Annotated in this window: 8 protein-coding genes and 1 pseudogene; 4 read left to right on the top strand and 5 right to left on the bottom strand. The window is 71.4% G+C overall.

Annotated features, from left to right (window positions below; genetic code table 11):
- Positions 1-56: 56 nt before the first annotated feature.
- Positions 57-3146 (bottom strand): discoidin domain-containing protein, encoded by a 3090-nt coding sequence (locus tag ACIA5A_RS19955; protein WP_396764190.1) that lies wholly within the window; start codon positions 3144-3146, stop codon positions 57-59.
- A gap of 209 nt (positions 3147-3355) precedes the next feature.
- On the opposite strand from ACIA5A_RS19955, the pseudogene ACIA5A_RS19960 reads away from it, so the two are divergent.
- A pseudogene (locus ACIA5A_RS19960) lies at positions 3356-4702 on the top strand (beta-1,3-glucanase family protein); the annotation flags it as partial.
- Between the two features lie 134 nt (positions 4703-4836).
- On the opposite strand, the gene ACIA5A_RS19965 reads toward ACIA5A_RS19960, so the two are convergent.
- Positions 4837-6402 (bottom strand): chitinase, encoded by a 1566-nt coding sequence (locus ACIA5A_RS19965; protein WP_396764193.1) that lies wholly within the window; start codon positions 6400-6402, stop codon positions 4837-4839.
- A 133-nt stretch (positions 6403-6535) separates the two neighbouring features.
- Positions 6536-8026, bottom strand: coding sequence for a sulfatase (locus ACIA5A_RS19970; RefSeq protein ID WP_396764196.1), 1491 nt, complete (start codon positions 8024-8026; stop codon positions 6536-6538).
- A gap of 142 nt (positions 8027-8168) precedes the next feature.
- Here ACIA5A_RS19970 and ACIA5A_RS19975 point away from each other — a divergent pair, with 142 nt between their 5' ends.
- A complete protein-coding gene (locus ACIA5A_RS19975) occupies positions 8169-8444 on the top strand; it encodes a hypothetical protein (RefSeq protein ID WP_396764199.1) in 276 nt (91 codons plus the stop codon).
- Between the two features lie 67 nt (positions 8445-8511).
- Here ACIA5A_RS19975 and ACIA5A_RS19980 read toward each other — a convergent pair whose 3' ends face one another.
- Entirely contained in the window at positions 8512-9978 is a 1467-nt protein-coding gene (locus ACIA5A_RS19980) for a cellulose binding domain-containing protein (protein WP_396764202.1), read from the bottom strand.
- Positions 9979-10168: 190 nt separating this feature from the next.
- Between ACIA5A_RS19980 and ACIA5A_RS19985 the strand changes: the two genes are divergently transcribed.
- Both ACIA5A_RS19985 and ACIA5A_RS19990 read left to right on the top strand, forming a co-directional pair.
- On the top strand, positions 10169-11440 hold the full coding sequence (locus ACIA5A_RS19985; protein WP_396764205.1) for a chitinase: 1272 nt from the start codon (positions 10169-10171) through the stop codon (positions 11438-11440).
- A 20-nt stretch (positions 11441-11460) separates the two neighbouring features.
- On the top strand, positions 11461-12642 hold the full coding sequence (locus ACIA5A_RS19990) for a carbohydrate-binding protein (RefSeq protein ID WP_396764208.1): 1182 nt from the start codon (positions 11461-11463) through the stop codon (positions 12640-12642).
- A 133-nt stretch (positions 12643-12775) separates the two neighbouring features.
- On the opposite strand, the gene zwf is transcribed toward ACIA5A_RS19990, so the two are convergent.
- Complete coding sequence (gene zwf, locus ACIA5A_RS19995) at positions 12776-14269, bottom strand: glucose-6-phosphate dehydrogenase (protein WP_396764210.1); 1494 nt, start codon at positions 14267-14269, stop codon at positions 12776-12778.
- Positions 14270-14480: the final 211 nt, after the last annotated feature.

Consider the following 14480-nt stretch of genomic DNA (forward strand, 5'->3'; position numbering starts at 1 on the left):
GGCCACGGTCGACGTGCGGGTGGGGTCGCCGCCCTCGGCGACCCCACCCGCGCGCCTCAGAAGCCGGTCAGCCCGGCGCCGTACGGGTAGAGCGGGTTGCCGTAGGTGGTCGCCGGTGGCTGGTCGGCGCCGATCGAGGCCCGGATCTGGGACCGCTCGGCCGCGCTCGCGCCGAGGTCGTACGGCAGGTCCCACGCCTCGACCGCGTCGGCCGGGATGTCGGTGCCGCCGGGACGCAGCACGTCGGAGAGGGCGCGGGGCAACTGCCAGGGCAGTTTGCCGCGCGGCTGGTAGTCACCGAAGAGCAGGCCGGCCAGGGCCGGACCCATCTCCTCGCCGCCGCGGTAGGTGACCACTATCGCGCTGGCCAGGTCCCGCCACTCGGTGATCACGTAGGGCCGGGGCAGGACCAGGGCCACCACCACCGGGACGCCCCGGGCGCGGAACTTCTGAATCACCGCGAGTTGGTCCGGTGGCAGGTAGGGCTGCTCCTTCGGCCAGTTCGTCGCGTGCGTGTAGGAGGCTTCACCGACCGCCACGACCGCCAGCTTCGGGTTGGGGCTGTCGTCCTGGTGGACGGTCACCCCGGCCTGCGCGGCCCGAGCCCGGACCGCGTCCAGGATCGTCTGCGAGCCGTACTCGGCGTGGAAGAAGCTTGTCCACACGCAGCAGGAGCCGCCGTCGGCCGCGCGCGGACCGGCCACCACGATGTCGTCACCGGCGTTCAGCCGCACCGGCAGCGTGCCGGCGTCGTTCTTCAGCAGGGTCATCGCCTCCCGCGCGGCCTGGTTGGCCAGCGCCGTGTAGGCGGGCTGGTGGAAGCGGTACGGGCCGTTGACCGGATCGCCGTACGGGGCCTCGAAGATGCCGAGCTGGAACTTCACCCGCAGCACCCGCCGCACCGCGTCGTCGATCCGCGACGCCGGCACGTTCGCCACGAAGTCGGCGATGGAGAAGCCGGCCGCGCCCGGGTCGGCGCCGCCCATCACGTCGGAGCCGGCCTTCGCCGCGCCGATCCAGGACCCCGACGGCAGCCAGTCGGTGGTGATCAGACCCTGGTACCCGAGATTCTGGCGTAGGTAGGCGAGGATCTTGGCGCTGTCGCCGGCGCCGGGGCCGCCCGGATCGAGCAGCGAGCTGCCCGCGTAGCCGGGCATGATGTTCACCGCGCCCGCCTCCATCGCCGCCCGGAACGGGATCATGTGGTACTTGACCGTCACGTCGTCGTAGACGATCAGGGCCTCCCCGCCCGCGCCCTCGCCCGGCCAGTGCTTGACCGTCGCGAGCACCGAGCGCGGGTTCAGCTCCGGGCCGCCCTGCAGGCCGGCCACGAGCGCGCGGACCTGGGCGGCGGCGACCTGCGCGTTCTCGCCGTTGCCCTCCTGGATACGCGGGTAGATCACCTTGGTGCCGACCTCGGCCAGCGGACCGAGGACGCCGCGCGTGCCCACCTCCAGTTGCTCCCGCCGCTGCACGTCGCCGAGCTGGTAGTCGAGCGGGTAGTTCTTCGCGGCGGCCAGCGCGCTCTGCATCGGGTAGGTCGTCTGGTAGCCGTGGATGGTGTCCCCCGCCGAGACGAACGGGATGCCCAGCCGGGTGCCGGCCGAGGCGAGCAGTTGCTGGTGCAGGTCCGCCGCCTGCGCCGGGCCGAAGTGCCACCCCGACCGGGGGTACGCCTGGGCGTTGTAGAAGAGCTGGTACGCCTTCTCCTCCGGGGTCATCCGCGAGAGCAGGTCGTCCACCCGGGACTGGATCGGCAGCCGCCAGTTCTCGTACGGCTCGATGGCGCCGTCGCGGTTGAGGTCGCGGGCGCCGGCGACCACGCCGATCCCGTCGGCGACGCTCTCCAGGGTGGGCAGGTAGACGCTGAAGCGCCTGATGCCCGACGTGACCGGGGTGCCGCCGACGGTGGTGACGTACCACTGGTAGGTCCAGCGGTCCGGCAGGTCCCAGGTGGGCGTGTACGACGTGCCGGTCGGCTCGGCGACCTTGGTGTAGAGGTCGAGCAGGTTGCCGGCGGCGGTGAAGTCGTAGTCGGTGCGGCTGATGTTGATCCACACCTGGTAGCGGGTCGCGCCGGAGACCGCCGCCCAGCTCAGCGTGGGCCGGCGGGTGGTGGTGACCATGGCCGCGTCGGCCGGGGCGGTGAGCGCGAACTGGTCGCGGGTCGCCGGCGGCCGGGTGGGGCCGGAGAGCAGCGGCGCGGTGGTGGCGGTGTCGTCGACGCTGCCGTACGCCTGCAGCTCCCACAGCGAGTAGCCGTAGCCGGTGGCCCTGGTGGTGCCGTAGAGGCGCAGGTAGCGGCCGGTGCCGGTGACGCTGAGCTGTTCGGTGCCGCCGCGGCCGGTGGTGGTGGCGTAGATCGTCGTCCAGGTGGCGCCGTCGGCCGACGTCTCCAGCCGGTAGCCGGTGGCGTAGGCGGCCTCCCAGGTGAGCACCACCCGGTTGATCGTGGCGACGCCGCCGAAGTCGACGCGGAGCCACTGCGGGTCGCTGCCGAACTGGCTCGACCAACGGGTGGTGCTCCGGCCGTCGAGCGCGGCGGCGGGCGCGTTGCCGCCCTCCCACGAGGAGGCGGTGACCGTCCGGAACTCCGAGATCGGCCGGCCGGTGGGCGGCGGGGTGGTGCCGGTGCTGCCGAAGACCTTGAACTCCCAGAGCGAGTAGCCGTAGCCGGTGGCCCGGGTCGTGCCGTACATCCGCACGTACCGGCCGGTGCCGGTGACCGCGAGGGTCTGGGTGCCGCCGGTGCCGGCGGTGGTGGTGTGGATCGTGGTCCAGGGTCCGGACGGCGCGGCCGCCACCTGGATCTGGAACGCGGTCGCGTAGGCCGCCTCCCAGACGAGCTGCACCTGGTCGATGGTGGCGGTCGTGCCGAGGTCGACCTGGAGCCACTGCGGGTCGGCGAAGGCGCTCGACCACCGGGTCCCGGCGTCGCCGTCGGTGGCGGCGGCGGCCGGCGTCCCCGCGCTCTCGGTCGACGAGGCGGTGGTCGGGCGGCCCTGCGAGATGAGCGGTCCGGCCGCATCGGCGGCCGGGCCGGGCACGACGAGGTAGGTGACGAGGAGGGCGAGCAGCGCCAGCGCCACGGCGGCCGGGCGGTGCCGGCGGCGCACGGGTACGGGCAGCGGTGGTGTCACGGGCATGCGTGGCTCCCGGATGGTGGTGATGGGGACCGTGCGGAGAGAGCGCCCTCGGACCCAGCGTCATCGACACTCTTCGCTGAAGTCAACGACGCGCGGGAAGTCCGGAATAGATCATGGCGCGGGGCCGGCGCTTGACAGCGCCCGCGACGCGGGTCCACCCTCGGTGACCGAGAGAGCGCCCTCCGTCGGATCCGCCGAAGGAGGCGTTCATGTCCCCCACCCCACCCGTCCCGCCCCGGCTCACGCCGGCCCGCCCCGTCCACCACCGCCGCCCCGGGCGTCGGTTGCTCGCCGCCGCCGCGGCCGCCCTCACCCTGCTCGCCGGCGGCACGCTCGCCGACGCCGTCTCGGCCGGCGCCGCCTCCTCGGCCGCCGCCTGCGGCGGCAACGTGGCGGCCGGCCGACCGGCGGTCGCCTCGTCCACCGAGAGCGCCGCCTTCCCGGCGTCGGCCGCCGTCGATGGCAACACCGGCACCCGCTGGTCGAGCGCCTTCGCCGACCCGCAGTGGCTGCGGATCGACCTCGGCGCCACGCAGGACGTCTGCCAGGTCACCCTCCGCTGGGAGGCCGCGTACGCGGTCGCCTTCCAGCTCCAGGTGGCCGCCGCGGCGGACGGACCGTGGACCACCGTCCACTCGACCACCACCGGCGCCGGCGGCACGCAGACCATCGCGGTCACCGGCAGCGGCCGCTACCTGCGCGTCTACGGCACCAGCCGGGCCACGCCCTACGGTTACTCGCTCTGGGAGGTGGGGGTCGCCACCACCGGCGGCTCGACGCCACCGCCGACCACCCCGCCGCCGACCGGCGGGTTCTGGGGCGACACGACGAGCATCCCGCCGGCCCGCAACGTGCTCACCGTCAAGGTGCTCAACCGCACCAACGGCCGCTACCCCGACAGCCAGGTCTACTGGAGCTTCAACGGCCAGACCCACTCCGTCGCCGAGCAGCCCTACCTGGACATGCCGGTCAACTCGGCCGGTCGGATGTACTTCAGGCTGGGCTCGCCGACCAGCCAGTACAGCGACTTCATCGAGTTCACCGTGGGCACGAACCAGTTCAACGGCAACACCACGAGGGTCGACGCGTTCGCGCTCAAGCTGGCGATGCGGCTGCACGCCCGCGACGGCTACGACGTCGCGGTCGGCGAGAACGAGGCGACCTTCGCCGAGGACCGCGCGGTGACGTTCCAGCGCTTCGCCGCCGCGGTGCCGGCCGAGTTCACGCACCTGGCCAGCATCGAGGCGCCCTACCGGATCCCGGCGCCGGGCAGCTCGCCGCAGTTCCGCGCCGGCGGCCAGTACGCGAACTACTTCACCGCGTACGCCAACTCGGTCGGGCTGTCGGCGGCCACGTCGGACATCTTCGGCTGCGCCGGCCGGTTCGCCGGTGACCCGACCGGCTGCGCGGCGCTCAACCGGCACACCGCCCAGTTGCCCCGGACGCAGTGGGAGGACCCGAGCCGCTTCTACCAGCAGTCACCGGCCAACTGGTACGCGAAGTTCTGGCACGACCGCGCCATCAACGGCCGCGCCTACGGCTTCCCGTACGACGACGTCGCCGACCAGTCGTCGTTCGTCTCGCACGGCGACCCGCAGTGGTTGCTCGTCGCCGTCGGCTGGTGACCGGGTGACGGTTCCGGAACCGCGCCACCGGTTCCGGAACCGTCCACGGCCGACTCGGGAGCCGGTCAGGGCAGCGCCTTGAGGAAGGGGCCGTGGTTGAGCCGGAACTCCCAGGAGTAGAAGCGGTCCCAGTTGATCGACCAGGTCATGAGGCCCCGGAAGGCGGGGTTGGTGCCGCTGCGCGGGGTGTATCCGCCGCAGTTCTGGCCCCGGACGAGGCAGGTGACCGCCTGTTGCACGCCGGCCGGGGCGAGGTAGCCGTTGCCGGCGCTGGTGGAGGAGGGCGCGCCGAACGCGACCTGGTCCTCGCGCAGCGCGGGGAACACGGCGTTGGCGTTCCCGGCGACGGGGAAGCCGGCCAGCAGCATGTCGGTCATCGCGATGTGGAAGTCGGCGCCGCCCATGGTGTGGTACTGCCCGTCGAGCCCGACGACGGGGCCGGAGTTGTAGTCCTGGACGTGCAGGACGGTGAGGATGTCGCGCAGCGCGTGGATCACCGGCAGGTAGGAACCGGCCCTGGGGTCCTGGCCGCCCCACGGGCCCGAGCCGTAGAACTGGTAGCCGAGCTGCACGAAGAACGTCTCCGGGGCCATGGTGAGCACGAAGCCGGCTCCGTAGCGCTGCTTGAGCGTGCGGATCGCCGAGATCAGGTTCACCACGACCGGTGTGGTCGGGTTGCGGAAGTCGGTGTCGCCGGTGTCGAGGTAGAGCGAGTGGCCCTCGAAGTCGATGTCCAGGCCGTCGAGGCCGTACCTGTCGATGATGGCCGACACCGAGCGGACGAACGTGTCCCGGGCGGCGGTCGTGGTGAGCTGGACCTGCCCGTTCTGGCCGCCGATGGACAGCAGCACCTTCTTGCCCTGCTGCTGCTTGGCGCGGATCGCGGCGGTGAACTGGGCCTCGGTCTCGACCGTGGGGCACTCGGTGACGGGGCAGAGCTGGAAGCGGATGTCGCCGGAGGTGACGGAGGTGGGTTCGCCGAACGCGAGGTTGATGACGTCCCAGTCCGCGGGCACGTCGGCCATCCGCAGGTATCCGGCGCCGTTGGCGAAGCTGGTGTGCAGGTAGCCGATCAGGGCGTGCTTCGGCAGCCCGGTGTTGGGCGGGCTGGTGGGCGGCGGCGTGGTGGGTGGTGCGGTGGTGGGTGGTGCGGTGGTGGGTGGCGCGGTCGTGGGCGGGGCCGTGGTGGGCGGGGCGGTCGTGGGCGCGGCCGTGGTGGGCGGTGTGCCGCCGCCGCACGGCGCGCCGTCGAGGGTGCAGTCGGTGGGCAGGCCGGAGCCGGTGACCAGGAAGCCGAACGACGCCGAGGCGCCGGGGGCCAGGGTGCCGTTCCAGGAGCGGTTGGTGAAGGTGTGCCGCTGCCCGACGCTTGTCACCGTGGCGTCCCAGTACGAGCCGAGGGTGGTGCCGGCCGGCAGCGTGAAGGCGACCTGCCAGCCGGTGATCGTGCTCGATCCCCCGTTGGTGACGGTGTAGCGCCCCTCCCAGCCGCTGCCCCAGTCGGAGGTCTTGGTGAAGGCGGCCGTCGGGCCGGCGGCCAGCGCCGGGCCGGTGAGGGCCAGGGTCGCCGCGGCGGCGGTGACCACGGCCGCCAGGGCCGCCAGGAACGGTGTTCGGAATCTGCGGGCCATCCGGTCCTCCCGAGGGGTGCCCAATCGAGGGGTATCGACGGGAGGCTAATTATTAGGTTTGTTAACTGAAATTGTCCAGGGATCCGTGGCGGTGGTCCCGCCACGGATCCGCCGGGCGCGCCCCGGGTCGTCGTCAGGTCGGGACGTGGCCGGCCGCCCAGCACGACGAGTGACTGTGGCAGCCGACGTACGCGGCCAGCGCTTGGCGCAGGTCGGCTAGCCGGGCCGCCGGAAGCGCGGCGGCGATGTTGTGCAGTTGGTGCGGGTCGGCAACCCGGTCGTAGTACTCCCGTTCGCCGTTGGAGTACTCGACGTAGGTGTAGGTCGCGGTGCGCAAAGCGTTGTAGGTGATCGGGCTGCCGTTGCGTCGGCCCTGGGCGTCGGGGTCGTCGGCGGCCTGGTTGGGGCCGTGGTGCTCGATGAGCGCGCCGGTGCGCCAGCTCGGCGCGGCGTCGCCCTGGGCGAGCGGCAGCAGGCTCCGCCCGTCGATGTACGTGCCGACGTCCGCGCCGCCGATGCGATGGAAGGTCGGTGCCAGGTCGATGTTCTGGGCGATCTCGGGACGCTGCGAGCCGGGGACGACACCGGGCCCGGCGAGGACCAGCGGCACCCGCACGTCGGTGTCGAAGGCCGTTTGCTTCCCACCGGTCAGCCGGTACTCACCCATGTGGAAGCCGTTGTCCGAGCTGAACACCAGGTAGGTGTTGTCCGCGACGCCGCTGTCGGCGAGCTGGGCGCGCAGATTGCCGATCAGGCGGTCGACGGCCTGCACCGCCTGGGCACGCTTGCGGAAGTTCGCGTCCAGGGTGCTCCTCTCCTGCGCGGTCAGCGGCCCGTTGCCGGCGAGCCAGGATGGCGCGTCGGTGGGCAGCCGGTCGTACGCCGCAGAGCGTGGGGCGGTCAGGCCGGGGAAGTCGTCGAGATCCTGGTTGGCCGGAGTGAACGGGCTGTGCGGGGCGAAGGTGGAAACCTCCAGCAGGAAGGGTACGCCCGCAGTGGCGGCTCGCTGGACGAAGTCCTTGCCCTTGCGGGACAGCACGTTGGTCAGGTAGTCAGCCGGTTCCCCACCGTAGTGCACCACCGTGTGGTTCTCGTTGAGGTCGTAGTCGTACTCGGGATACCCGTTGCCCGCCACGTACCATTCCGACCAGCCGGGTGGGACGTAGGGCAGAGCGCCTCCCTGCGTGTCCGCCGGCAGGTAGCCGTTCAGGTACTTGCCCATGAAGCCGGTGCGGTAGCCCCTGCTCTGCAACACCGTCGCGAAGGTGCGGGTCTCGTTGCCGCGGCCCTTGAAGACAGCGAAGCCGCCATCGCTGCCGCCGTTGGTGAACACGCCGGTGTCGTGGGGGAACTGGCCGGTCAGGATCGACGAGCGGGACGGGCAGCACAGTGAGTCGGTCACCGTGTAGTTGGTGAAGGTGACTCCGTCTCGCTGCAGCTGCTGCACCTGCGGCAGGTACTGCACGAGGTTCCAGGCGAGGTCGTCGACGAGCACGAAGACGATGTTCGGAAGGGGCGCGGCGGGTGCCGGAGCGGGCTCCGCCCCGCGGGCCGGCGCCCACGCGGCGAGCAGGGTCAGCGCGGCCACGGCGGCAGCGGCGAGGTAACGGCGGGTGGACATCATGCGCCCGAGACTGACTCACATCTGTCAGCATCTATTGAACGGGTGATAATCATCCGGTCAACATCACGGCCGGGCAGACCGGCTCTGCGGGGATCTGGCGATTCCGGCGCACCGCACGCGGGAGATCGCGAGACTGTGAACCATGCCGGATCGGATCTGGGAGGCGCTGTACGAACTGGCGGCGGCCGCCCCGCTCCTCGACGACCCCCGCCTCGTTCACCGACCCATGCGCAAGATCGTCGAGTCGATGCTGGACCAGGGCTTCCAGAGGCCCGCTACGGGGCTGTTCGTGCGGTGCCCCGTGTGCGACTCAGAAATCGGGCAGATCTGCATCAACGTCCCACGGCACACGCTCGACGACCCGGTCCACCCGGAGCGACTCGCGCTGAGCAGGACGATCTTGATGGAGGCGGGATAGCCGGCCGGCTCACCGCGTGGAGGCGCCCGCCCGGATCCCGGCGGCCGCGCGGTCCGGCGGCCACCTGTCACGGCGTGACGACGATGTTGGTCAGTCCCGAGGTGGCGTTGCGGACGGTGTTCGAGGCGTGGACGACGTTGGGCGCGCCGACGCACTTCGAGGTCGAGGTGACGCGGATCGCGTAGGCGCCGACCCCGCCGAGGTCGGCGGTGTTCGCCCGCCACACGTTGGCGCAGCCGTTGGGAAACGCGGGTGTGGTCGTGGGGTTGTGAGTCTCGTATCCGTTGGCGAACGTGCCCGGCGCGGAGAACGAGCCGAGGTTCCCCTCGATGGTGTAACCGATGCCCTTGACGTCGACCCAGGAGTCGGCGGAGTTCTGGCCCGAGATACCGCGCCCGTCGAAAGTGTTGGCGCGGATGACGCCGTCGAACGTGCCCTCCTTGACGTCGACGTGCTCAGCGCCGACGTACGGGCCGATCCGGTTACCGACCACCTGCACCCGGTCCGAGCGGTCGACGCCGCCGACGTTGCCGTGACATTCCCAGTTGGATCCGGCGGAGCCGATGTACACCCCCTCGCCGTAACCAGGCTGCGCCAGACCGGTGTACTCGACGGTCGAGTTCCGGAGCATCCCGTCAGCCGAGGAGCGGCGGAAGTGCACGCCTTCCTCGTCGGTGTGGTGCACGTGCAGTCCGTCGACGACGACGTGTGGCGAGTCGTCGATCACGACGCCCTTCTTGGCGTCGCGCACGGTGAAGCCGGTCAGGTTCCAGCGGGGAGCGGCGAACACCCACAGCCCGTACCCCGGATCCCAGTTCGCGGTGGGGACGGGGCACGACGGCGCCGTGCCGGACGGTCCGTCGTTGACGAGCACGGCGGTGCGCGGGCCGGTCAGGGTGATCGGCGCGTCGGCGCCGCCGGCACGCTGGATCAGGAACGAACCGTGGTACTCCCCGGCGGCCATGCGGATCGTCTGCCCGGGCAGGGCGCCCGCGAGGGCGGCGTGGAGCTGATCGGCGGTCGACACGTCTACGACCGTTCCGGTCGGGTCGGTGGGCGAAGGGCTCGGGCTCGGGCTCGGGCTCGGCGACAGGCTCGGCGTCGGGGTGGGGCTCGACGGGCCGGGGCTGGTGGGCACGGATCCGCCGGCACACGGCAGCCCGTCGACGGTGCAGCCGAACGGCAGTCCCGAGCCGGCGGCGTTGAACCCGAAGGTCTGCTGCCCGCCCGGGGCGATGATCCCGTTGTAGGAGGCGTTGACGAAGGTGTGGTGCCCACCGTCGCTGGCGCGGACGGCGCTCCAGGAGTTGGTGACGACGGTCCCGAGTGGCAACTCGAACCATACGGTCCAGCCGGCGGAGGGGGCGTCACCGGTGTTCGTGACGACGACGTCGGCGCCGTATCCGGTGCTCCAGACCGACGTCTGCACGATCCGGGCGGTCAGCTCCGGACCAGCCGCGAGCGCGGGTACCGCAGCCGTCGTGGAGATCAGCAGGCACGCGGCGGCCAGGCCGGTGAGGGTGCGGTGGCGCATCGTAGCTCCTGCCTGACATCGACGGTCGACGTTGGGGTTCGCCAGCATGCAGGAGCTGCCAGGGCTGGTCAAGGCGACCCGTGACGCACGCCCGCAAATTCAAGGCGGTCGAACTATGGACCTTTACTGTTAACACTCCTAATAATAGGGCCCCGGCTCCGCTCCGACCCGATCCGGAAGGCCCACCCCCATGCGCCGCCCCGCCCTCCTCGCCCTCGCCGCCGTGCTCGCCGCCGGCGGCACCTCCGTCTACCTGGCGACGTCCGCCTCCGCGGCCGCCGCCTGCTACCCCACCTGGTCGTCGTCCGCCGTGTACGTCGGCGGCGGCCAAGCCTCCTACCAGGGCGTCAACTACCAGGCCAAGTGGTGGACCCAGAACGACAACCCCGCCACGCACAGCGGCCAGTGGGACGTCTGGGCCAACCAGGGCGCCTGCGGCGGCACCACCCCGCCGCCGACCACGACGCCCCCCACCACCGCGCCACCCACCACGCGACCCCCGACCACCCCGCCACCCACCACCACGCCACCGGCGACCACCGCGCCACCCACCGGCAACGGCCAACTGCCGAAGCACTTCCTCACCGGCTACTGGCAGAACTTCGACAACCCGGCCCAGGAGATCCGGCTCCGGGACGTGCCCGCCTCCTACGACCTGGTCGCGGTCGCGTTCGCCGACGCGACGAGCACGCCCGGCGCGGTGTCCTTCGGCATCGACGCCGGCCTGAGCGCCTCGCTGGGCGGCTACACCGACGCCGACTTCAAGAGCGATGTCGCGGTCCTGCACTCGCGGGGCAAGAAGGTGATCATCTCGGTCGGCGGCGAGCGCGGCACCGTCTCGGTCGCCAGCGCCGGCGCCGCCACCAACTTCGCCAACTCGATCGTCGGCCTCATCGGCGCCTACGGCTTCGACGGCGTCGACATCGACCTGGAGAACGGCGTCAACGCGACATACATGGCCCAGGCGCTGCGCGACATCCGCAGCCGGACGAGCGCCAACCTCATCATCACGATGGCGCCGCAGACCATCGACATGCAGAGCACCGGCGCCCAGTACTTCCAGCTCGCGCTGAACATCAAGGACATCCTGACCGTCGTCCACACCCAGTTCTACAACTCCGGCGCGATGCTGGGCTGCGACAACACCGCCGCGTACGGCCAGGGATCGGTCAACTTCCTCGTCGCGCTCGCGTGCATCCAGCTCGAGAACGGGCTCCGGCCGGACCAGGTGTCCCTCGGGCTGCCGGCCGCCCCGAGCGCCGCCGGTGGCGGCTACGTCAACCCCTCCGTGGTCAACCAGGCCCTCGACTGCCTCGCCTACGGCACCAACTGCGGCTCGTTCAGGCCGCCGCGCACCTACCCCGGCATCCGTGGCGCCATGACGTGGTCCGTCAACTGGGACGTCACCAACGGCAACGGCTTCGCCAACACCATCCGCCCGCACCTCACCACCCTGCCCTGAACCCCCCACAGGAGAGCGTCATGAAACTCCGGCAGAAGATCCTGGCCCTGGCCGCCGTCACGGTCACCGCCACCGCGATCGCCGTCCTCCCGATGACCACGTCGAGCGCCGCCGTGGCCTGCTACCCGGCCTGGTCCGCCTCGCAGGCCTACGTCGGCGGTGGACAGGCGTCCTACCAGGGCGTCAACTACCAGGCCAAGTGGTGGACCCAGAACGAGAACCCGGCCACGCACAGCGGCCAGTGGGACGTCTGGGCCAACCAGGGCGCCTGCGGCGGCGGCACCACCCCCACCACCCCGCCGCCCACCGGCCCGACCAACCCGCCGCCCGCCGGCAAGATGGCCGCCGCGCCCTACGTCTACCCCGGCTGGGGCAACCCGCCGGCGCCGTCCACCATCACCGGCCAGGGCGTACGCGCCTTCACCGTCGCGTTCGTGCTGGCGAACGGCTGCAACCCGGTCTGGGACGGTGAGGGCGGCCTGACCGGCGGCGTCCACGAGTCCTGGATCAACCAGGCCAAGGCTGCCGGCGCGAGCATCGTCCCGTCGATCGGCGGCTGGCAGGGCAACAAGCTCGGCCCCAACTGCGCCACCCCGGAAGCCCTGGCCGGCGCCTACCAGAAGGTCATCAACACCTTCAACCTCAAGGCGATCGACATCGACATCGAAAACTACGACGAGTTCGAGAACTACACGGTCGCCGACCGAATCGTCAGCGCCCTGGGCATCATCAAGCGCAACAACCCGGGCGTCACCACGATCCTGACCTTCGGCACGACCACGACCGGGCCCAACGCGCACGGCATCCGGCTGATCAACCAGGCCCGGGCACTGAACGCCAACGTGGACATCTTCACGATCATGCCGTTCGACTTCGGCGGCGGCGCCGACATGTACACCAGCACCCGGAACGCGGCCGAGGGCCTGAAGAACCAACTGAAGTCCACGTTCGGCTGGAACGACCAGACGGCGTACGCCCACATGGGCATCTCCGGCATGAACGGCCTCTCCGACCAGCAGGAGGTCACCACCCCGGAGACCTGGACGCGGATCCGCGACTACGCCAGGAGCAGCGGCCTCGCCCGGTTCACCTTCTGGGCGGTGAACCGGGACCGTGGCTGCGCCGGCGGCGGCGTGGTCTCCACCTGCAGCGGCATCGCCCAGAGCGACTGGGAGTTCAGCCGGATCTCCGCCGGCTTCTGAGCGGCGGCCACGCCGACGCATCCGCTGCCGACCACCTGACGCCGTGCCGGTCCGGGCGCTCGCCCGGACCGGCACCGGCGCGTCGGCGGAGATCGACCGTCCGGGCGGGTGCGCTCGATCCCGCCACGACGGGTCACGCGGAATGGCGCCACTTGCGACCGTGCCGGCCGATGAGCCGGTCGGCGTCGGTCGGGCCCCAGGAGGCGGCCTCGTAGGTGGGGATCGGCGAGTGGTCCTTCGCCCAGTGCTCGATGATCGGATCGACGATCCGCCAGCACTGCTGCACCTCGTCGCTGCGGATGAAGAGCGACGCGTCCCCGATCAGCGCGTCCAGCAGCAGACGCTCGTACGCCTCCGGGGACTCCTCGACGAACGTCTGGTCGTACGAGAACTCCATGGTGGCCGTGCGGACCCGGAACGAGTGGCCCGGCACCTTGGCCCCGAAGCGCAGCGAGATGCCCTCGTTCGGCTGGATCCGCAGGATCAGCGCGTCCGCCTCGAGGCCGGTGAGCTGGTCGGTCGGGATCGGCAGGTGCGGCGGCCGCTGGAACTGCAACGCCACCTCGGTGAGCCGGGCCGGCAGGCGCTTGCCGGTGCGCACGTAGAACGGCACGCCGGCCCACCGCCAGTTGTCCACGTTGAGCCGCATCGCGGCGTACGTCTCGGTGCGCGACAGCGGGTCGACGCCGGCCTCCTCGCGGTAGCCGGCCATCAACTCCTCGCGGGTGCCGCCCCGGGTGTACTGCCCCCGGACCGCGGCCTCGGCGATGTCCCGGTCGGTGGGCAGCCGGATCGCCTGCAACAGCTTCACCTTCTCGTTGCGCAGGCCCTCGGCCTCGAACGAGGCCGGCGGCTCCATCAGCGCCAGCGCGAGGACCTGGAGCACATGGTTCTGCACGATGTCGCGCATGGCGCCGGCTTCCTCGTAGAAGCCGCCGCGCGCACCGACGCCGAGGGTCTCCGCGACGGTGATCTGCACGTGGTCGACCCAGGAGCGGTCCCAGATCGGCTGGAAGATCGAGTTGGCGAAGCGCAGCGCCAGCACGTTCTGGACGGTGTCCTTGCCCAGATAGTGGTCGATGCGGAAGACCTGGTGCTCGTCGAACGCGCTGTGCACGACACCGTCCAGCTCGCGGGCGGTGACCAGGTCGCGGCCGTACGGCTTCTCGATGACCAGGCGGGAGAAGGAGCCCTCACGCGGCTGGTTGAGCCCGACCCCGGCCAGCCCGTTGACCACCGGCTCGAAGGCCCCGGCCGGGGTCGACAGGTAGAAGAGCCGGTTACCGGCCGTGCCCCGCTGCGCGTCCAGCTCGTCGAGCGTCTCCACCAGCCGCTTGTAGGTCTCCGCATCGTCGTAGCCGCCGGCCACGTACCGGACGCCGCCGCGGAGCTGGCGCCTGCTGGCGAGGCTGTGCGCGCCGAGGGCGCTCTCGGCGAACTGCTCGTCGGTCATCGGCGTGCGCGCGACGCCGACCAGCGCGAACTGGTCCGGGAGCCGCTCGTGCCGGGCCAGGTTCTCCACCGCGGGCAGCAGCTTGCGCCGGGTCAGATCGCCGGAAGCGCCGAAGATCACCAGCGTGGCCGGCGGGGCACTCCGCTCCTGGACGAGTTGAGGGGTGTGGTCCATGGTCCGCGTTCCTCCGGTGCGTCAGGGGTGTCGCGTCCGCCGCAGTGGTAGCGGCCGTGCCCCAGGCTATCCCCCGGCGTGTGATCCATCTCGCCGGTCGACCGGCCCTGCGGGTACTAGTGCCGCGACAGGGAATGTTTGCCTCGTGACGACGCGCCGTGCGGGTGCTGGTCCGGGTGGTGCGGTGTCGCCAGGCTGTCCGGGTGGCAGA

The organism is Micromonospora sp. NPDC051300, from assembly GCF_044455315.1.
GTDB lineage: Bacteria > Actinomycetota > Actinomycetes > Mycobacteriales > Micromonosporaceae > Micromonospora > Micromonospora robiginosa.

Coding starts and splice junctions, on each gene's coding strand:
- ACIA5A_RS19955 (WP_396764190.1), bottom strand. CDS start 3,146: ATGCCCGTGACACCACCGCTGCCCGTACCCGTGCGCCGCCGGCACCGC.
- ACIA5A_RS19965 (WP_396764193.1), bottom strand. CDS start 6,402: ATGGCCCGCAGATTCCGAACACCGTTCCTGGCGGCCCTGGCGGCCGTG.
- ACIA5A_RS19970 (WP_396764196.1), bottom strand. CDS start 8,026: ATGATGTCCACCCGCCGTTACCTCGCCGCTGCCGCCGTGGCCGCGCTG.
- ACIA5A_RS19975 (WP_396764199.1), top strand. CDS start 8,169: ATGCCGGATCGGATCTGGGAGGCGCTGTACGAACTGGCGGCGGCCGCC.
- ACIA5A_RS19980 (WP_396764202.1), bottom strand. CDS start 9,978: ATGCGCCACCGCACCCTCACCGGCCTGGCCGCCGCGTGCCTGCTGATC.
- ACIA5A_RS19985 (WP_396764205.1), top strand. CDS start 10,169: ATGCGCCGCCCCGCCCTCCTCGCCCTCGCCGCCGTGCTCGCCGCCGGC.
- ACIA5A_RS19990 (WP_396764208.1), top strand. CDS start 11,461: ATGAAACTCCGGCAGAAGATCCTGGCCCTGGCCGCCGTCACGGTCACC.
- zwf (WP_396764210.1), bottom strand. CDS start 14,269: ATGGACCACACCCCTCAACTCGTCCAGGAGCGGAGTGCCCCGCCGGCC.